The 20,473-nt window shown below is 49.2% G+C and carries 16 protein-coding genes and 2 pseudogenes; 9 read left to right on the plus strand and 9 right to left on the minus strand.

Going from position 1 to position 20,473, the window contains the following annotated elements; translation table 11 throughout:
* Positions 1 to 28 precede the first annotated feature (28 nt).
* Both AC0VZ8_RS07310 and AC0VZ8_RS07315 read right to left on the minus strand, forming a co-directional pair.
* On the minus strand, positions 29 to 952 hold the full coding sequence (locus tag AC0VZ8_RS07310; protein ID WP_071223514.1) for an AEC family transporter: 924 nt from the start codon (positions 950 to 952) through the stop codon (positions 29 to 31).
* A gap of 248 nt (positions 953 to 1,200) precedes the next feature.
* Entirely contained in the window at positions 1,201 to 1,920 is a 720-nt protein-coding gene (locus tag AC0VZ8_RS07315; protein WP_475486517.1) for a 3-ketoacyl-ACP reductase, read from the minus strand.
* 170 nt (positions 1,921 to 2,090) lie between these two features.
* Between AC0VZ8_RS07315 and AC0VZ8_RS07320 the strand changes: the two are divergent.
* Positions 2,091 to 4,221: pseudogene (locus AC0VZ8_RS07320) on the plus strand (class I SAM-dependent methyltransferase).
* Positions 4,222 to 4,387: 166 nt separating this feature from the next.
* Here AC0VZ8_RS07320 and AC0VZ8_RS07325 read toward each other — a convergent pair.
* From AC0VZ8_RS07325 to AC0VZ8_RS07340, 4 genes are all read right to left on the minus strand, one after another.
* The gene (locus AC0VZ8_RS07325) at positions 4,388 to 5,110 is read right to left on the minus strand and encodes a peptidylprolyl isomerase (protein ID WP_475487657.1); all 723 of its coding nucleotides are present in this window, start codon (positions 5,108 to 5,110) and stop codon (positions 4,388 to 4,390) included.
* A 249-nt stretch (positions 5,111 to 5,359) separates the two neighbouring features.
* On the minus strand, positions 5,360 to 5,752 hold the full coding sequence (locus tag AC0VZ8_RS07330) for a hypothetical protein (RefSeq protein ID WP_260066945.1): 393 nt from the start codon (positions 5,750 to 5,752) through the stop codon (positions 5,360 to 5,362).
* 92 nt (positions 5,753 to 5,844) lie between these two features.
* Positions 5,845 to 6,021 carry a hypothetical protein gene (locus AC0VZ8_RS07335; RefSeq protein ID WP_260066944.1) on the minus strand — a complete coding sequence of 59 codons (177 nt, stop codon included), beginning with the start codon at positions 6,019 to 6,021 and terminating at the stop codon, positions 5,845 to 5,847.
* Positions 6,022 to 6,300: 279 nt separating this feature from the next.
* Complete coding sequence (locus AC0VZ8_RS07340; protein ID WP_475486518.1) at positions 6,301 to 6,999, minus strand: hypothetical protein; 699 nt, start codon at positions 6,997 to 6,999, stop codon at positions 6,301 to 6,303.
* A 343-nt stretch (positions 7,000 to 7,342) separates the two neighbouring features.
* Between AC0VZ8_RS07340 and AC0VZ8_RS07345 the strand changes: the two genes are divergently transcribed.
* From AC0VZ8_RS07345 to AC0VZ8_RS07355, 3 genes are all read left to right on the plus strand, one after another.
* Positions 7,343 to 8,794: a SulP family inorganic anion transporter gene (locus tag AC0VZ8_RS07345; protein WP_475486519.1), complete on the plus strand. Its 1,452-nt coding sequence runs from the start codon at positions 7,343 to 7,345 to the stop codon at positions 8,792 to 8,794.
* A gap of 195 nt (positions 8,795 to 8,989) precedes the next feature.
* Positions 8,990 to 10,906, plus strand: coding sequence for an ATP-binding protein (locus tag AC0VZ8_RS07350; RefSeq protein WP_475486520.1), 1,917 nt, complete (start codon positions 8,990 to 8,992; stop codon positions 10,904 to 10,906).
* Between the two features lie 150 nt (positions 10,907 to 11,056).
* Positions 11,057 to 12,946, plus strand: a complete 1,890-nt coding sequence (locus AC0VZ8_RS07355) for an ATP-binding protein (RefSeq protein WP_475486521.1) — start codon at positions 11,057 to 11,059, stop codon at positions 12,944 to 12,946.
* A gap of 94 nt (positions 12,947 to 13,040) precedes the next feature.
* Here the strand turns inward: AC0VZ8_RS07355 and AC0VZ8_RS07360 are convergent, their stop codons facing one another.
* Positions 13,041 to 13,280, minus strand: coding sequence for an NHLP leader peptide family RiPP precursor (locus tag AC0VZ8_RS07360; RefSeq protein ID WP_194541401.1), 240 nt, complete (start codon positions 13,278 to 13,280; stop codon positions 13,041 to 13,043).
* A gap of 72 nt (positions 13,281 to 13,352) precedes the next feature.
* Positions 13,353 to 14,306, minus strand: coding sequence for a hypothetical protein (locus AC0VZ8_RS07365; RefSeq protein WP_475486522.1), 954 nt, complete (start codon positions 14,304 to 14,306; stop codon positions 13,353 to 13,355).
* Between the two features lie 236 nt (positions 14,307 to 14,542).
* Here AC0VZ8_RS07365 and AC0VZ8_RS07370 point away from each other — a divergent pair, with 236 nt between their 5' ends.
* Positions 14,543 to 15,205, plus strand: a complete 663-nt coding sequence (locus AC0VZ8_RS07370) for a general stress protein (protein ID WP_475486523.1) — start codon at positions 14,543 to 14,545, stop codon at positions 15,203 to 15,205.
* Between the two features lie 77 nt (positions 15,206 to 15,282).
* Positions 15,283 to 15,636, plus strand: coding sequence for a hypothetical protein (locus AC0VZ8_RS07375; RefSeq protein WP_475486524.1), 354 nt, complete (start codon positions 15,283 to 15,285; stop codon positions 15,634 to 15,636).
* Positions 15,637 to 15,830: 194 nt separating this feature from the next.
* Here AC0VZ8_RS07375 and AC0VZ8_RS07380 read toward each other — a convergent pair whose 3' ends face one another.
* Entirely contained in the window at positions 15,831 to 16,940 is a 1,110-nt protein-coding gene (locus AC0VZ8_RS07380) for a GNAT family N-acetyltransferase (RefSeq protein WP_071223501.1), read from the minus strand.
* 193 nt (positions 16,941 to 17,133) lie between these two features.
* On the opposite strand from AC0VZ8_RS07380, the pseudogene AC0VZ8_RS07385 reads away from it, so the two are divergent.
* From AC0VZ8_RS07385 to AC0VZ8_RS07395, 3 genes and pseudogenes are all read left to right on the plus strand, one after another.
* Positions 17,134 to 18,583 (plus strand): annotated as a pseudogene (locus tag AC0VZ8_RS07385) (potassium/proton antiporter).
* Positions 18,584 to 18,790: 207 nt separating this feature from the next.
* A complete protein-coding gene (locus AC0VZ8_RS07390) occupies positions 18,791 to 19,264 on the plus strand; it encodes a Dps family protein (protein WP_071223499.1) in 474 nt (157 codons plus the stop codon).
* A 196-nt stretch (positions 19,265 to 19,460) separates the two neighbouring features.
* Positions 19,461 to 20,366 (plus strand): EcsC family protein, encoded by a 906-nt coding sequence (locus AC0VZ8_RS07395; protein WP_475486525.1) that lies wholly within the window; start codon positions 19,461 to 19,463, stop codon positions 20,364 to 20,366.
* Positions 20,367 to 20,473 lie beyond the last annotated feature (107 nt).

Consider the following 20,473-nt stretch of genomic DNA (forward strand, 5'->3'; position numbering starts at 1 on the left):
AATTCCTCCTAGCAGAGATGAGTTAGCGTTAAGCTACAAATTTGGCTAATGTAATTAAGCCGGTAATTGTAATTACGTTTAGTATGGTCGATATAAGGACAGTTTGTGCAGCAAAATCAGGCTCATTCTGATATTCTTCCGCCAAGATCGATGAATTTACGCCAACCGGCATGCCTGAAGCAATGATGAGGGCTTGAGCCGGGATACCCTTTAAGCCGAGCAGCAGCACGATCAGAATGCCGATGGCTGGCGCGACCAGCAGACGCAGCAGAACGCTGAGGTAAACATCGAGCCGGCGCAGGCGGAGCGGATATTTAATGATCTGTGCGCCGAGCGTCAGCAGGGCGATCGCGACCATGGATTGGTCCGCATACATCAGCGGCTGCGAGATAAAGACCGGGAGCGGCAACGCCAGGGCATGCAGCACAATGCCGATGACGAGGGCATAAGGAACGGGCATTTTCAGAAATCCGATGATGGCCTGTTTGTATAATCCTTCCGTCTTGGCTCCCTGAATGGAAATAACTCCGTACGTGAACGTAAGGAGGCTCTGAAAAGACATGATGAGCGCTTGTACCGAGCCGGCCATCGGATCTCCCTTGAAGGCCAGATCATTGATCGGAAGGCCGTAGTTTCCCGAATTATCGAGCAGAAGGCTGTTGGTAAAAGCAGCTCTCATCCCCCGATTGAATTTGCGCTGCTTGGCAACCAGCATGCTGATCACGTAGAGCACGCCGATATAGAGCGCATAGAATAAGGCCACCATGCCCAGGAGCTGCGGTGACATTTTGGATTCGTACATACTCATAAATACCGCTGCAGGCGTAATGTAATAAAAGTTGATCTTGGCGAGTGTGTACAAATCGAGTTTAAAGGCATATTGCATAATAATGCCAAAGCCTATCAGGACAAAAATGGGAAGTACCACTTCGAGTAAAATGTCAGCGATCATGCTGTTGTCATCTTCTTTCCATGAGTGTAGCTTAAGATAAATATCTGGCTGTCGTATGACGCCATGTCATTATATCATGACAACGGATTGTTGACACTTGATTCCGTATGGAAAAAAGAACAATTGTTGCTGGCCGCGTTACGGTCGCTTTATATCCAGGCTGTGTGCAAAAAAGGGTGCTCCCTTGGCCGATGACCAGGGAACACCCTTGAATGGCTGTAGCAATAGGTGCGTCTGTCGACGCGCCATTATTGCGGGTTGGTTGTCCAAATCCCGGCGGTTTTGACAAAAACGCGCTGCGGGAGCTTCAGTGCAGCGAGCACAAGCTCAGCTACGTCTTCTGGCTGCATCATCCGGTCCTCGTCCCCGATCTTCAGGCCGGCATTGACGGCAAGATCCGTGTTCACGGTGCTTGGGGTCAGTGCGGTCACCCGAATGTTGTGTTTGCGGACCTCCTGGAGCACAGCTTCGGTCAGTCCCATAACGGCAAATTTAGAAGCGTTATAGGCAGAGCCCGTGGCGAATCCGCGCTCTCCGGCCGTAGAAGAGATGTTGATGATATCGCCCTTGTTGTGCTCGATCATGCCGGGCAGCGCTGCGCGCGTCATGTAGTAAGTCCCCATCAGATTTACGTCAATGATACGTTTCCAGGCTTCAGGTTCCATTTCCAGCAGATTGCCGAACTGGGCAATGCCCGCATTGTTAATCAGAATGTCTACCGAGCCGAGCTCCATGTTTACCGCTGCAAACGCAGCCTCGGCCTCACTCTGCACGGAAACGTCGGCAACTGCAGCAACGGCTCTGACACCATATTGTTCAGCAACCAGGGCGCTCAGCGGCTCCAGATCAGCTGCCGTACGGGCTACAAGCCCAACGTGCACGCCTTCCTTGGCAAGAGCAATCGCCAGAGCACGTCCAATCCCTTTACCTGCACCCGTGATGAGGGCTGTTTTATTTTTCAGGCTCATGTACACTCACTCCTTCACATCAATAAAAAATATGGTTTCGTTGACCAGTATACCCTGTAGCATCGGCTACTACCAAATGCTTGCATTCCATCGACAGGAATTTGTTATAATCGTAGCAGCGAAAAAACGTAACGTGTTCATTATTATTTCAGGAAGTGGAGGAACAATCTATGCTGCACGCGCTGGATATCATAACCGCTTTTCGGCAGGGGGATGAAGCGGCTGCCAAGAGGTATCCTTGGTTAATGAAACTGGTATCAGCCGAAGAACGAATCGTGAATCTGGAACGGATTGCGTCCATTGGCCAATTGGCCCATGCCAACCCCGTGCTCGATTATGTAGAACGTACATTGAAGATACTGGATTCGCTGCCTGTTTCCTATTGGATCAAAGAACTGCTGGAAGAAGTACTGGTGTGGGCGGAAACGGCCAAGGGCGGAACGATGCGGGATCGACTTCGCTGGCAGCAGTCGGGTATTAACTTGTTCCTTCATAATATCGGGTCTGCCCAGCTATACGAGAGACATATCCGGGACGGCAACGGAACCATGTCTCCGCATGAGGAGATGGTCCACACACTCATACTTACCCATGGACTGCTTGGGCAACACATTCGCGGAGAAGTCGCTTTTGAGGAGAATCTGCCGCTGCATAAGCTTACGGAGGAAGGACGGCTGACCGCGGATGAGTTGATCCGGCTGCTAATCCCCTTGAATCACTGCATCATCGGCGGCGTATCGGAGGAGCTCTGGCATTCCGTTCAGGAAGAAATAACTCAGCTTATTCGGAATCTTGCCGAAGGGACCGTACCGGATCGGTGGACTTACGAGGAACGGCTGCGCCGTCTTCGATCCGTTTCGATTGCCCGCGGAGAAGACTTCGATAAGCAGCTTCATGGGATTCGTGAGCAGTGTGATCTGTCAGCTGTTCTGCATGGATTTCAGGATATGACGCTCTGGTACGTGGAAGCCGCCCTGCAGGATTTCTCGTTGGAAGAATTCGTGAAAGTTCTTCTGCTTGCTCTCCATTCGGAGAAGCGGGACCCGGATCAGCCGCTTGCGGAGGGGCAAGGGGATCGGCTGCTTCCGGAATCGGTGAACCACTTAAGCTTTGAGCCGCTGATGAACGATATGTATTACGATTACAAAGGCGTCAAGAAGCTGAACGTATATAAGAAGAGAATGATTGAGCAATATTTGCGCCAAACGGATTGGGCGTCTTGCCTTCATGTCGGTGATGGCCAACCCGCATCTGAGCCACCGGATTGAACGGAAGCCGGAGCTGCCGGATACGGTATTTTTTACCTTCGAATTCTCGCAAGCAGCGGAGAAATTAATTGAATTTTGCATCGAAGCGGAGAAATCGCCCCTCTATGAGAAAGCGGTCCTGCTCCTGTTCGACCTGTTCGGCCTGCGCCGCGACGCCTACGACAGATTTCATAACGAAGAGAGTTATTTGAGCGATATGAACAGCACGGGAGATTATAAAAAAGTGATTCTGGATTATATTACGGGAACGGCGGTGCTGGATATCGGGCCCGGAGGCGGCGTGCTGCTTGACCTGATCGAGGAACGGTTGCCGCAAGCGCGTCCGGTCGGGATCGACATCTCCTCGAACGTGATTGAAGCGCTGGAGAAACGTAAACGTTTGGAGCACAAAGCATGGGAAGTGATGAAAGGGGACGCGCTGAACCTCAGGGATTACGTGGAGCCGGGGAGTGTGGATACGGTTATCTTCTCTTCAATCTTACATGAGTTGTATTCGTACATTGAGACGGACGGTTCACGCTTCAATACGGCGACCGTGGAGGCAGCCTTGCTCAGTGCCTATGACGTGCTTGCTCCAGGGGGGCGCATCATCATCCGTGACGGGATTATGACCGAGCCCGAGGATGCATGGAGAAGGATTCGCTTCCTTGAGGCTGACGGTATAGAATGGCTGATCCGATATGCCTCGGATTTCAAAGGGCGGGTCATATCATACGAGCAGCTGGCCGAGGCGGAAGTGCGCATTCCCGTGAACGATGCAATGGAGTTCCTGTACACCTATACTTGGGGGGCTGAAGCTTACGTTCATGAAGTGCAAGAGCAGTTTGGCTACTTTACGCCTACGCAGTATGCGGAATGTATACGCAGGACGCTAGGTCCTGAGGCGATTATCCGCGTGGAGCAGCATTATCTGCAGGAAGGATATGCCGAGGCATTGGCTGATCGAATCGAATTCATGGATGAAGATGGGAAGCCGGTGAAGCTGCCTGACAGCACTTGCTTGTACGTCATCGAGAAGCCGGCCCATTCCTAGAAGAGACAACAGGCTGTAACTTAAAAAAGAGACCCGCACGCTCAATTCAGCGTACGGGTCTTGTTTTGTTGTATCGTTAAACCTGCCGGTATGCCTGTATTCACAAGTGATCCGGGATGTGTGCCAATGCCATGAACTTGCGAGGCAATGCTAGTCCGAAAAGATGCTATTCCTGCTTCTCGGGATCCGGATAATCCTTGCCGAGCGTATCAACCGTCACTTTCTTCATGACGGGAACCTCAAGCGGTTTGTCCATCTGATCCCGCTCCAAGCCCACGATCTCCTCTGCGGTTTTCATTCCTTCGATCACCTTACCGAAGGATGCGTACTGAGCATCCAGCGAAGGTGCATCCGCAACCATAATGAAGAATTGCGATCCGGCGGAGTTTGGATCCTGCGCCCGGGCCATCGATAATACGCCAGTCGTATGCTTCAGGTCATTCTGAAAGCCGTTGGACGTAAATTCGCCGGGAATAGCGTAGCCGGGTCCCCCCGTTCCGTTACCGTCAGGGTCGCCTCCCTGAATCATGAAGCCGGGGATGACGCGGTGAAAGCCTGTCCCATCGTAGAATCCTTGTTCCACCAGGGAGATGAAATTGTTCACCGTGTTCGGCGCAACCTCCGGATAAAGCTCAAGCTTTATCGTTTTGCCGTTCTCCATCTCAATGGTAACGATAGGGTGGCTGGCGTTCGGGTCCGGCACGTTCTGCTTAACCTCGGTTTCCTTCGGGGCTTCCGCTTCGGGTGCTGTTGCCCCGGTCGTCGAGCCCGTTCCGCCGCCTGCGCCGCTTTCGGCTCCCTTGTCATTCTGACCGCATGCCGTCATCACGAGCAGCAGCGCCAGGATGACGAATAGGGCGGGCATCCAGCGTGTTCTGCGTTTCAACATCATTGATTCCTCCTGTTATTCCTTCTCAAGCCTTAAGTAATTAATCTGTATCATATTTTATCACAGGTTGGACAAGTACTGAAAATCGAAAAAGGTGAGTATACATAATCTATAGGAAAACGTTTCGACGTAACGTAATGTCACAGAAGCCAAAGTCGGTCCTGCCTTGCACTCCATAATCAAAAAAATAAGCCTCCGGACTTGTCGCAAGTCTGGAAGCCTCAGGAAAAGGAAAGCGTTTAACTGTCTCTACTTCACCGGGAATATGCCCTCCACTTTGTTTAATGGGAGCAGAATCCGGGAACGGTTCTTATCCTTGGCGAGCAATTCAATAAAATCGGCTCCGATTCTGACCAGACGGATCCGGTTAAAGGCACCACGGGTAGAGAAGGTGGTCCGCACGCCTACCAGCACCGTTTTGCCCGGCGGCTTGACATCAAATACCCGAACCGAGTTGAGACTGGACGGCACAAAGAGCTCGCCCTGTACCTTGATGAAATTTTTCGGGAATACCCGCTGCAAACGTCCGGGTTCCAAACCGGTGTTCGGTGCGTTGACTTCTACCAGATGACCGGTTAAAGAGGCCAGCCGCTGCTGCAGCGTGATTTTATGTCCGCAGGGACGGATCGGCAATCCTTTCATATCAGCATCATCCTTCCAGGGTCGTATGGTGTAGTGTATGTTGGAAGGTATGAATTGGGTGAACGTAGAGGTTACATTTCCGGTGTGAAGGATCAGGAAGATGAAGAGTTTCCGCGGTTGCTCGTTTCGCTGCCATCCGGCTTCTCGTGTTTGATGCTGTCGGGTAACGGGATACTGTCCGGATATGAATCCTCGACAAACAGGCCAAAATCCTCATCAATGTCGCGTTCGGTCACTAAACGCGGGTTCTCGTCAGGATGCTTCTTCATCGGCTGTTCCTCCTATTAAATCTAGTCTTTGAAATGGTTGGCTAGTATAAGAACTGATAGCTCGACCCATACTGTTTTACTATAAAAGATGTTGTATGGGAGGCATAGGCATGGAAAGAAAGGGAAACATATTAACAGCACTCATATGGGGTACCTTGATCGGCATCCTGCTGTGGATGTCATTTCTCGGCTGGCTGGATATCATATTCGGAAAATAGAGGATCGAACCCATACAAGTATAAGACCCGCCTTCCTCTTAGGGAGGCGGGTCTTGCCGGTTTAGTCGTCCTCACCATGGCTGCCGTTTAGTAGATCGGTTCCGTGCATCTGCTCCGTTGGCGGGACGGCTGGGTCCACCGGGCTGTTAGCCGCTATGGCGTCCGCATCCGGTACATCCTCCAGCGGCTGGTATTCATCTTCTTCGGACGGGTAATTCGTAAAAATGTCCTGATTTAAAAACGCAGTACCGCTGCCGGTTAATGAAGCGTCAGCTGCAAGCCGCCGTTCTGTATCGCCGGAGTATTGGCCGATAATTTCGTCTCCGGGGCGAGAAGGGGGCTCATCTTCGGCGGCTCGCCATTCCCGATCCGTTACATCATCTGCGACATCGCGAATGTAAGTTTCATCGACTGGTCGATTCCGTTCGATCCGGTCTGCTTCGGCCAGTCCCGAGGAGGAAAAGCTTCTCTCGTCGGCAATGGTCCGCTGATCGGGATCGGCACCGGTCGCTTCCCATGCATCGATGGCGCTGTGATCCGGGTTCAGACGTTCTTCTGGTTTCGCATCCGCAGGCGCAGCTTCATTCTGATCGTAGGCGATGTGGTCCGCGTCTTCGCTGCTTAAACTTTGCTCCGTGTAGGTGTTGACGTCTCTCAGATCATCTTGTGGAATCATGTCCGTATCCTCGACTCTCCGTTTGGCCTCGAATTCCAAATATGTCAAATCTGCCAGCGTATTGCGGTTATTTTCGTCTCGCATAGGGTCCATCTCCTTCCAAGTGTTCAAATCCAATAGGTTTCTATACTTCGACTTTACCCGCTGAATCAAGAATGAATCTTGGATCTTTTCAGGTTATGATAAACCAAACAAGTTTTATCTTTCCCTGTCATTTGCCGTATTATGAATATTTTTTAAATTGGAAAAATGGACGTAATTCAAGACAAACGGGAGAAAATGAATGATATCGTGGGATAGGTTCCTTAAATTGAATAATGAAATTTTGAAATGATCCCGTTATAATCGAAAAAGTGATTATCGGACCAGGACAATCCTGAGAGTGGATTGTCAAACCACTATAATAGAACAGGAAGTGATCAGGACTTTGTTTCAATGGATTAAACAAGGCTTCTTTGGCAACTCGCGCAGGGATATTTTGTCAGGATTGACGGTAGCGTTCGCTCTCATACCGGAAGCGATCGCATTCTCCATCATGGCTGGCGTCGATCCCATGGTTGGACTCTATGCCTCTTTTGTGATAGCAGTCAGTATTTCATTCTTTGGGGGCCGTCCCGGCATGATCTCCGCAGCAACAGGGGCCATGGCGTCATTAATGGGGCCGCTCGTGGCGATGCACGGGATCGAGTATTTGTATGCGGCAACCATTCTTACAGGTATTTTGCAATTGTTGATGGGGGCGCTCAAATTCGGGCGGTTTATTACGTTTGTTCCCCAGCCGGTCATCACCGGATTCGTGAACTCGCTGGCCATCATCATATTTCTGGCCCAGCTTCCGAATTTCAAGGGCGAGTCGTGGCCGATGTACTTGATGGTCATCGGAACGCTGCTTATCATCTACTTGCTGCCGCTGATTACCAAAGCAGTTCCTTCGGCGCTTGTTGCCATCATTGTGATGACCATCATCGCGGTGTGGTTCAAAGCTCCTGTGCAAACGGTGGGCGACATGGGCAACATTACGCAGGCTCTTCCGTTCTTCCACATTCCGAATGTAACCATCAGTTTGGATATGATCATGACGATATTGCCTATATCTCTGGCTCTTGCTGTCGTCGGGATGACGGAATCGCTGCTGACGGCGTCACTCGTGGATGAGATGACGGAGACCGGCAGCGACAAGAACCGCGAAATCCGCGGGCAGGGTGTTTCCAACGTGATCACTGGTTTCTTCGGCGGCATGGCCGGTTGCGCCATGATCGGACAGACAGTGATTAATGTCAAATCAGGCGGTCGCACCCGGTTATCAACGCTGGTGTCCGGTGTGTTCCTGCTGTTTCTCATCATTGTGCTCGGTGATGTCGTGAAACAAATTCCGATGGCAGCGCTTGTCGGGGTCATGTTTATGGTTTCCATCGGCACGTTTGAATGGGGATCGCTTCGCACACTTCATCGTGTACCACTAGGGGATGCCATTGTCATGCTGGCAACGGTAATCATCGTGGTGGCCACGCATAACCTGGCCATCGGGGTCATGATCGGAATTATATTAAGCGCGCTGAATTTCGGCTGGAAAATGGCAAAAATCCATGCCGTACCGCATGTGCAGCCAAACGGTACGAAGGTATACGAAATCCGGGGACCGTTATTTTTCGGAACGATGATGTATTTTGTAAACCTGTTTGACGTAAATGAGGACCCTGAGCAGGTCGTGATTGATTTTTCCAAATCCCATGTATGGGATCAGTCAGCCACGAATGCCATTTCCAAGGTATTAAATAAGTACAAGGAAGCGGGTAAAGACATCAGGCTCGTGGGGTTGAACGACGAAAGTCAGCAGATGGTTGATAAAGTCGGCCTTGCTACAAGCTCCACACACTAGAGGTGTAAGGGATTGCTTTTAACCTTAGGGTTAAGGGCGATCCCTTTTCATTTGCCTGTATGTAATAAAAAATTTACAAACGGAACAGACGTTTCATGTTATATTGATTGTAAATGAACACGAAGTTTGTCGAATTAGCTGCACAGAGAAGATGCGGACTTTTATTGACTATAGACGGTTAGAGGTGCTGACTAGATGAAGGATATGCCCAAATCCATATTCCTGCTTCTGCTGGTGGTACCGCTGCTGCTGATTATATCGACCATATCACCGGGAAAATCGGACGCAAAGAGTTCTCAAATCGTGATATCCGATTGGCAGTTTATGTGGGATAACGAACAACAGGAGGTTGTTTCGCCGGTCAACCTGCAGGGAAGAAGCTGGTTGGCGGGAATATCAGACAAGAAGGGACCCCCCGAGTCAGATGGGGTGTATTCAGCATGGAATCGTTTTACTTTACCGGCTCTCCCTTGGAAACATTCTGCCATCATGATTGACCGCATCAAGGGACAGGATGTTGTGGCTTTCTTGGAGAATGAACAGGTGTATGAAGCCAAGCGAGACTATATGTACACGAATCATTCTCTTCTGCTTCCGGTCCATCCGGATGATGCCGGCAAGACCGTTTATATATGGACGAACGGCGTCAGGGATATGACGTTAGGCATCGAAGGCGATATTATACTTGGCGAATATGAGCATTTGCGTGGAAGCTTTATCAAGAAGGACCTGGAAGATTTCATATTGGGCAGCTCGTTTCTGTTTATTGCGATGGTCATGTTCTTTTGCTGCTTGTTCCTTCCGAAGCATACGGTATCCAGCTGGCTGTCGCTTAGCGTGGTTATTCTGGCAAGCGGGGCTATGCTTATTACGTATTCACCGTTCCTATACACTTTCTATGGAGACCAAGGCAGCGTGTGGGTCTCGGTGTTTGATATTTCACTCTTCGCCGTGCTGCCGGCGCTGTATTACTATTTTGAGAATATATATGGCCCCGGGCCCTATCGAGTCATTCGCTACTGCCGAAGATTTCAAATAGCCTATTCCGTCATATGCCTGATATTTCTAGTTGCCCATGTGGTCAGCCATCATTCATTTTATGAGATCTACTATTTGGTTTCGGTGAAGATCCTGGGTATTCTGATTATCCTGCAGATGCTGCTGCTGGTCGGTACTACGATTCTGTATGCTTCCAAGCGGAACAAGGACGCTTATATCTTTTCTGTAGGCTTCGGGATGATGGCGTTAGCGACGCTCGGAGATCTGCTGGCTTTTTATTACCATGACGGGCAATATCATTTCTTTTTATGGAAGTGGGGCATTATCGGACTGATTGTCTCCTTGATTGTCATGCTGGGCCGTAAATTCGTCCGCAGCCATGAGCAAGTGCTGCAGTATTCCAGGAAACTGGAGATGTTTAATAATGAGCTTCAGCGATCGGAGAAGATGGAGATCATCAGCGAGCTGGCCGCCTCAGTAGCACACGAGGTTCGTAATCCACTGCAAGTGACACGCGGCTTCATGCAGCTGCTGGCACAGAACACCAAACAGGCGGAGAAGGAGTATTTTGGCCTGGCGCTGAAGGAGCTGGACCGGGCTTCGGGAATCATCACGGATTTCCTCACATTTGCCAAGCCTGAATTGGAGAACGAGACCAAGCTGAATGTGTATGAAGAGTTGAAGCATGTAAAAGGCATCCTGCTGCCGCTTGCCAATCTTAGCGGGGGCTCGATCGAGCTGGATAACGCAAAGGAATTATTCATGACGGGTAATTCTTCCAAACTCAAACAAGCGATGATTAATATCGTCAAGAACAGTATCGAAGCACTGGATGGAGAAGGGGTTATTCGCATATGGGCCTATGCCAAGGGAGAAGAAGTGGTCATTCACATCAAAGATGACGGCATCGGAATGGATGCTGCGGATCTTGAGAGACTTGGCGAGGCTTATTTCTCCAATAAGTCCAAAGGGACGGGGCTTGGGTTGATGGTTACCTTTCGAATCATCGAAGCGATGCAGGGCACCATTCATTTTGTTAGTGAGAAGGGGAGCGGGACCGAGGCCATTATCCGCTTTCCCGCCGTACCTGCTACGCAGGAATCGGAAGTATAATTGGGAAGAGAGACGCCATAACGGTGTCTCTCTTTGTTACATCTTTAATAGAAAATTTTATCATTTTTCCGAATATTAGAAGGTGGAAGGTTTTGTTGCATCGAATAACACAGTAAGAGTTTCACTCATTATAATGTTTGAGGTGCGTCAATGAAGTCTGGATGGAGAATCGCTGTGTTCCTGATCATCGTATTTACTTTAAGCCAGGGGCTCCCCAGGCTTGTCTTTGCCACCGAAGAAACGGCAGTTCGTGCAGCGATTAAGGAGTGGAGAATCCTCTGGTCGGAGTCCCGGGGGATACCGGAGAGCGTGCCCGTTCATATCAATGACTTGATGGAAACTTCGGCCGGTGATTCGAAGCCTTTTAAGCCGCATACCAAGGCATCCGCGTGGATTCATATGAAGATTCCCGAGATCGCATCCGCATCCCCTGGCATTTTGATTGATAAGCTCCACGGACAACAGGTTGCGGTTTATGCGAACCATGAGAAGATTTACGAATCTACCCGAACGTACAATTATGAGCTTAATTACATCTTGCTTCCTCTGCATCAGAACATGCTCGGCAAGGACCTTCACATCTGGCTGGAGACCGCTAGAGATCATGTGACGATTGAAGGGAAAATCCTCGTCGGCGATTATCAGGACATGTTTAATCGGTTTATCAAGTCGAATTTAATGGACATCATTCTTGGGAGCGCCTTTATATTTATCGCATTGGTGATGTTGATCTGCGCTATTTTTTTGAACAGAAAGTATTTGGTCGCTGTATTATCCCTTTCTTGCATTATTTTATCTGTAGGCATACTGGTGTTTACATACTCCCCGTTTCTTTATACGATTTTTAATCAATATGGCAATATTTATACTCACTTATATGACATCTCATTATTTATCTTACTTCCTTCGTTCAGTCTCTTTTTTGAAACCATCTTTGGGCCCGGCTGGAAAGGCTTGCTGCGCAAACTCCGCAAGTTCCAAATATTTTACTCGCTGTTTTGCGGGTTGTTTCTGATTGTTAATCAATGGGGTTCGAATCAATGGTTCGATCTGTATTATTTCTTCTCCGTTCATGTAATGGGTATTGTGATGATCGTTCAATTTGTATTGCTGGTCGGAAGCTCCATGTATTATGCCGTGAAGGGTAATAAGGACGCTGTTATTTTTAATGCAGGCTTTGCAATCTTCGCAGTTGTGGGCTTAAGCGAGCTGCTGCAATTTTTCCTCACCCGAGGCAGCTACAATCTCTTCCTCTGGAAATGGGGGATTGTCAGCTTCATTATTGCCTTGATTGTCATTCTGGGACGGCATTTTGCCAAAAACCACGAACGGATTCTTCAATACTCCAAGGAGCTTGAGATGTTCAACAATGAACTACAGCGATCGGAGAAAATGGAGATCATCAGTGAGCTTGCAGCATCGGTTGCGCATGAGGTTCGTAACCCGCTGCAAGTTACGCGGGGATTCCTGCAGCTTCTCACCGGAAAAGCCCAAGCCGCGGAACGCGAATATTTGGATTTGGCTCTGGTGGAATTGGACCGTGCATCCGGCATTATTACGGATTTCTTGACCTTTGCCAAACCGGAATTCGGCAAAGACACCGTGCTTCGGGTTGCGGAGGAGTTTAAACATATCGAAGGCATACTTGGTCCGCTTGCCCACCTCCAAGGAGGCAGGATTACCGTTGATATTCCGGAGGATATTACGATTCGGGGGAATTCCTCGAAATTTAAGCAGGCTTTTATCAACATTGTTAAGAATAGCATCGAGGCGCTGGGCGAAGAGGGATTGGTTCATATCCGCTGCTATCGCCAGCAGGACCAGGTATTTATTCATGTTGTAGATAATGGCGAAGGGATGGAGCCGGATGTGTTGGCACGGCTGGGAGAGCCTTATTTCTCCAACAAAACCAAAGGCACGGGGCTTGGCCTGATGGTGACATTCCGAATTATCGAAGCCATGAATGGAGACATTTATTTTACGAGTAAAAAAGGAGTGGGGACGGATGCTGTCATTACGCTTCCCGCAGCTGGCGAATAATTCGCTAAGCTGCGGCAGCGCTTTGACGGCGATCGTCCCCACTCTTTGTGCCGATTACATCTATTTATGAAATGTCCAAGCTGTTATGTAGTCTTTACCAGATGGCTTTTGCTGTGGCTTCTGACTTGATCACGCCTGATGGATTTGGAGGAATGACCAGATACAGCTCGTTAGGGTTCTCTTCAAGCGTTCGAATCTCGATGTGGTCGGGAATCCGTACCCCAAGAACTTCCTTGATGGCGGATTTCGGATCGCTAAGCAATTTTGCCTTAAAACTAGGATCCTCCCAGGCTTTTTGAATCAATTGTGTTTGAAAGATGGCTTCTGTCGTCATAAGAATCACCCTTTCAAATAAATTGGTTATTTTTTACTCTTAAAGAATACCATGGAACAAATATAAAATCTATTATTTTTTGCTTAGAATAGACAAGTAATAGTTTAATCCGCCAAAAGAAAGGGTTTCTTTACTGTTTTCGATATGATTCGCTTCGGCTTGAAGCTCGTCTACCATCGTTTGATGAAAGGAGATGAGATGGGGGGCTTCTATATCTACAGATAAGAGATGGGCATGGGTCGCTGCAGCAATGTCTGCATAGGGCTTCAACGCGTTGTTGATATAAATGGCTTCTTGAACTTCGGTCATCGTCAGATTTGTGTCGCACGGTCGTCCCAATTCCGATTTAATGAGAGACAGCAGGCAATTGTAGCTGCCATCCGCAAGATCCTGCTTCCAATCGGTCCAATCGTCCATCATCTGCAAGGTAAGCAAAACATGGTTCATTACATCATTCGTTCGTGGAATGAGGCCTGCTTGATCAGATAAAAGCAATGCTGCCGTGCTTCCCAGCTTTACGGGAGCTGCCTTTTTTGCAACCATGATAGGGTTGTGCTTGAAGTAATCATCCTGGGTTTCATGGATAACGCCTTCCGACCATTCGTGCGTGTAGTTTTTGAAATAAGACCAGAAGTCGGAGTTTGCTGGAAAATAGGGTTGATAGGATGTGAGAAACTCGTAATACAGCAGGTTAGCAAGTGCGAGATGATGTTTCGAATCTGTGGAAGACTGACTGTCATGGGGCGAGTCCATTATGTCGTCTTGAATGAAGTAGTATAACATGCCGATAATGTTGGCCGCTGAGAGGTGTCGGTATACATCGGCGGGGAGTTCGGTCAGTTCTTTCATCCAAAAAGGAAGCAGATAACAAATGTAATTTTTGGAACTGTCCTGCTCGAACACGTCAAACTTTCTTAAGTAGGAAAGACCGATTTCATTCAAGGGAGCAGGGAGCTCGGATAACCTTGCTTCGCAGACTGCGAATGCAGCAGCAAGATCGTCCTCGAATGGCTTGAACCAGTTCATGCAATCACCAACCCTATTCTATTTTTAAGGTACAAGTGCTTACTTGCTATATTAACATGAATATTCATAGAGTTAAATATTACCAGTTATATGACTGGATAATCATGGGCTTTTTGATATCTGCGGGGAGGCCTTTTACAGACGCTATATCGTTTTTTTTTGTTTGATTAGGGCGGCTGGCGTTTAAGTTAGGAATGTACAGCGATAACCGAAAATGACCATTAGGAGGAATTCATATGACTCAGAAAATTGTAGGAGCTTTTCGGACGGAGCAGGAAGCAACCCGGGCCATTGAGGAACTACAGCAGCAAGGTTTCAGAGCCGATGAAATCTCTGTCATTGCTAAAGATCGCGGTGAATCTTCTCATATTCAGGAGGAGACCGGCACCAAGGCACCTGAGGGCTTGGCATCCGGTGCGGCCACAGGCGGTGTATTAGGCGGTGTAACCGGATTGCTGGCTGGCTTAGGTGCATTGGCCATTCCAGGCATTGGTCCGATCGTCGCGGCTGGTCCGATCGCAGCAACCCTTACGGGAGCAGCTGTTGGCGCCGGCGCGGGCGGATTGGTAGGTGGTCTCATTGGACTCGGAATTCCGGAAGAGCAAGCCGAGGAATATGGGGGCTATGTGGATGAAGGCCATATTCTGGTCATGGTGGATGCAGATGAAACGAACGGTGGCCGGGTATATGATATATTCCGCAGCAATAGCGCCCTAAATGAACATCATTACCGTGAGGAAGGCACCTATAGCGGTTCCGGTGCGCCGGTAGATTCACGTTCCGAAGCAGCGGCTGCCACCGAGGATGCGGTTCCGGACCCTAATCTGTATCAAGGTTATGGTGATGGTAATGGCGGTGCCATAAGTCCGGATCGGGATGAGATCTCGAAGAGACGGTAAACTTCATTTATAGATATGGATTATCAATAACAACCCGCCCGGGATGAACCGGGCGGGTTGTTATTGCGCGTTAGCGAGTGTTTACCGCTTACTGCGCTGTCTCTGTGTTCCCCTCGGCCCGTAACCGGGACCGCCGCCAGGACCGTGTCCGTGTCCGGGACCACCAGGACCGCCTGGATGCCACGGACCCGGACCGTATCCCGGTCCGCCAGGATGCCATGGGCCATGTCCATGCCCGTGTCCAGGAAATCCGTGACCGGGATATCCCGGATAAAACGGAGGGAAAGGATAGACCGGATAATAAGGTGGATAGTATGGATAAGGATAGAACGGATATCCGGGGAAGAGCCCTGGAATACCCAGGCTTGTTTGGGATTGCAGGCCTCTTTTTGGATGATGATTCAAGCCATGCACCTCTTTCTATCAGATAGGTTATTTCATCCTATGTAGAAGCGGAGGTGAAGGGCACATATCCAGTTAAAAATAGGCGAACGACCATCGTTGATATGTATAGCAGCGGTATATACTGTCGGGTAATAGATTCAGATCTATAACCTAGCAAATAAAAAGGGTGCACATGACCTCCCCGCTAGGGGAAGGATCAAATGCACCCTCAGTATCTGCGTCAAATATATTGAAGACCTGTTGTGTACGGGAGAGGGATAGGTTCAAAGGTTATGCTTCCGTTAGCCCGATAAGAGGATTCCGGATCAAACAGGATCGAGAGCAAACCCTCATCATCCAGTTCCAATACTTCATTGTTCAAGCTAAGACGGTAAGGACCATGCTCGCCATCTGCCTGAATCAACCCCTCAGGCAGCGCGGGAGCCAACTGACGGAGCAGTTCCGGGCCGCTAACCAAATACACGGTCCCCTCATTCTGAATATATTCTGGCTTGATGCCGGCGGATTGGATTAACGCTGCCAGCTCGTTATCCTGCCATGGCAGTGGAACGGTTAGCTCTGACAGGTTGAAGGAAGAGATCGCCTCGGCTATGACCAGCGCAGCCGCTTCAGGACTTCCCCCCCATTCTACAAGGGTAGATTCTCTCGAAGGAGTCATCACAGCTCCGGGTACGGCGATGATAGCAAATGCAGTCAACACGCCGTCTTCTTCGGCGACAAGCACCTGCTGCTCAAGGCGGATCACGTTGGAGTAGGCGCTCGCACCCAGCAGCTTGTTAAGCTCCGAAGCCGTGGTAACATAACCGGCTTCCCGCTGTTCCATTAGCCTTTGAAGGTGGAATAAATCCTGCGGCTGCATTGCCCGGATGCGCACTTGTTTTCCCGTTACCGCCCGTAAGGGCTCAGTGACGGCCGGATCTAGACGGAACCGGAGTGCACGGCCGAACAAACGGCTGCCTGCCCGGGTATACAGGGATCTGCCGCCAGAAATAAGGATCAAGGATGCCCCCGAAGCTTCGCCATGACGGATACACTCTTCCAGGAGACTGCCTGCGAGTCGCTGACCCCGGTATTCCGGATCTGTGCAGACGGAGCCGATGGAGTAGACATTTAATCGGGCACCGCGAGTTTGAATGGTAAATGGTACGAATCCCATGAATGAAACGAGTTTGTCTTGATCCCATGCACCGTAGGAATGGCTGATTCCCGGCGAGAATATCGGAGGAAAGGACACCCCCATAGAAGGCTGTTCCGGCTGCTTCAGAAATATACGGTCGGACAGCTCAACAGCTTGATGTAGTTGATCGCTTTTCATAATAGAAATGTTCACTCGATTGACGCCTCCCCTATGTATGTCGCTTGTTACCAGTATAAAGTCATTGGGCGTGGAATTTCCAGTAAACGTTTGCAAATTTCTTGTCTGCCAGCTCCGCCGTTAAACTTTGACCGATGGAGTACTAATTGTGTGCGAGGAAGCGATGATTTTCGGGTAATATAATGTACGAATTTGACGCACCGGAGGGATGAGCTTGCCAAGTTTTGTTGATTCCATGATTTTATTATGCGGCGCCTTGCTAGTGACAGGTGTATTGACCACCAAATTTTCTTCTCGCTTCGGCATGCCCGCCCTGGTGCTGTTTATTGCCATCGGGATGATTCTCAGCCGCTTCATTTATTACGATAATGCGGAGCTCACACAGCTGGTCGGCATATTTGCGTTGATTGTCATATTGTTTCAGGGCGGGATGCAGACTGATTTCAAAGAAATCAAGCCGGTTTATGGGGACGGCCATTTCACTTGCAACGATAGGTGTCTTGCTGACAACGGTTGTCGTCGGAATATTCGCTGCATTCATTCTGGATATTTCGTTACAAGAGGGGCTGTTAATTGGTGCGATCGTTGGTTCGACGGACGCGGCGGCCGTCTTCTCGGTTCTCGGCGGAACGAATTTGAAGAAACGGATTCGAATGACGCTGGAGGCTGAATCCGGAAGCAATGACCCGATGGCGGTATTTCTAACCGTATCCCTTATCGAATGGATCGAATACCCGGAACTGAATTTGATCGGTCTTATTTTATCGTTCGTAATGGAGATGGGACTGGGTCTGGTTGTCGGTGTTCTTATCGGAATGCTGGCCGTATATGTGATCAATCGTATCAATTTCGATTCCTCGGGCTTATATCCCGTAACGGCACTGGGATTCGCCGTAATGACTTATGCCGCCGCCGCTTGGCTTGGAGCCAGCGGTTTGCTCGCCGTGTACGTGATGGCTTTGCTGCTCGGCAATACCGAGCTGACATACCGCAAGACGATTCAGGCATTTAACCAAGGTTTCGCCTGGATGATGCAGATCGTCATGTTTGTGCTGCTCGGGCTGCTTGTTTTCCCGAATGAGCTGTCGGAGGTTGTATGGCAAGGACTGTTATTGTCCCTGATTCTCATATTTATAGCCAGGCCGATCGGCGTGTTCAGCAGCCTGTTGTTTACCAAATTTGCCATGCGGGAGAAAATATTAATTTCATGGGCGGGCCTTCGCGGGGCCGTACCGATCGTCCTGGCTACATATCCCGTTCTGGCGGGAATCAAGCATGGAGAATTGTTTTTTAATGTCGTGTTCTTTGTTGTGTTGACCTCAGCGGTGATCCAAGGCACCACGATCTCTCCGCTCACGCAAATGCTTTCGCTGGTGGAGAAGGATAAAGTCAAAGCACCGACTTTATTAGAGTTAATGGCTCTTGGAAAAACGGATTCCGAGATCAACCATATTCTGGTGGATGGGGAGATGCCCATTGTCGGCAAGGAGATTCAGCAGCTGAATCTGCCGGACGATATTCTCTTTACGGCTATTATTCGGGAGAAGCGGATCATTACGCCTAAGGGGAGTACGGTCATTGAGGCAGGGGATACTTTATATGTCATGAATCCGAAGCAAAAGCGGAAGGAAATGAAAACGATCCTGGGGTTGTCTTAAGATTACTTGCAGCCGGAGAAATATGATGCCTATCATAGCAGTTGATCTTAAAAATAAGTTAGGATAGGTATAAATAGAAGGTAATTTCTTCATCCTATCTTCATCTGATAAGTTTCCGATTCCCTTTGAAAAAGAGATAAGAATCTGTTATGATTAATACAAGGATTTAGAATAAGTCTAAATACAATAACAAAGGAGACGATATAGATGAATAACTTAACCCAACAAACACAAGGAACGACAACCAATGAACTTCAACAAATTTTGAACACGCAGGTAGCCAATTGGAGTTTGCTTGGCGTGAAGCTTCACCACTATCACTGGTATGTAAAAGGTCCTCAGTTCTATATGCTGCACGAGAAATTCGAGGAACTGTACAACACAGCAGCTGGTTATGTGGATGAGCTGGCAGAGCGGATGCTGGCCATTGGCGGCAAACCGGCAGCCAGTATGGCGCAATATCTGAAACTGGTCACGCTGAAAGAGGTTTCTGATGAAAACACGGCCGAGCAGATGGTCGGACAGCTGGTTGCGGATTTCGAGCAGCTTGCCGGCGAACTGAAGGCGGGAATCGAAGCCGCAGATCAAGAAGGGGACGACGCTACGTCCGATCTGTTGACCGGCATGGTCAGCGATGTACAGAAGCATACCTGGATGCTGAATGCCTTCTTGGGTAAATAATTTCACATCTGTATGCTTGCGTCGCCTGACGGATTGCGATAATAAAGAGGGAGATCGACCCGATTGGGGTTGATCTCTTTTTTGTTAATCTTGCATGAGATGTTGTAAGATTAAATTTGAAATTTATTGCGTCTTTCTTCAATGAACTGCGTATACAGTTTATAGTTACTTTTAATGTTGGATAGGAGTAGTGAGGATGACAGAGATGGAATCACGACAACAGCTGGAGTCGCAGCTTCAAGAGATTTTGAAATGGGAGAAAGAGCAGAAGGATGTCATGTTCTGGGAGAAGCTCGGAAGAATTCCTTTCATGCTGCTGGATCGCCTCACGCCCAAGGCTGTTCAAGAGAAAATCGGAAGCGCCTTGAATGAGGTAGGCGGATTTATTCAGAGCGGCGGGAAGCATCTGGTTCGCGAGAAGTCGGTTATGAACGTTCTGGCACAGGCAGCGGGATTGGACGGTCCGAATGCGGTTTCCGGCCCTTCCGTAAAGTCCGCTCAGGAGGAATCCATTGAAGATGAGAACGAAGAGGAGGTAGCGGCGACTTCCGGGCTTACGCTGGCATCTGCCGCGAAGCTGCCGCTCCAAGTCATGGATACTGCAGCGGATACGCTGACGGTAAAACGAGTCAAATTCGCCGCAGCGCAAGGAGCAGCCACGGGAATCGGGGGGATATTTACGATAGCGGCCGATCTGCCGATGGTGCTCGGTCAATCGCTTAAGGTGCTGCAGGAGATGGCGCTTTGTTACGGTTATGATCCGAACGATCCCCGGGAGCGGGTGTTTATCGTGAAGTGCTTGCAGTTTGCATCTGCCGATATCGTGGGAAAAAAAGCGGTGCTCGAGGAACTTGCCACTTTTGATGATGAACAAATGACAGAGCAGGTATTCTCACAGCTGCAGGGCTGGCGTGAAGTCGTTCAGTCTTATACCGATAACTTCGGGATGAAGAAGCTGTTTCAGCTGATCCCGATCGCCGGGATTGTATTCGGTTCGATCAGCAACAAAGGGACGATCAGCGATGTGGCCGAAGCGGGGAAAATGCTGTACAAGAAGCGGCGTCTGAATTACCGGCTTAAGAATATGGAATATCCCCTGTAATCGTGTAGTCCTCCTGATAAAATGACAAAAAAGGGTTGCCCACCTTTGGCGGTAACCCTTTTTATCATCATTATGAAATTATGAAATTAGAACTGACATCATTCAGG

The organism is Paenibacillus sp. QJM3NY_38 (assembly GCF_056173265.1).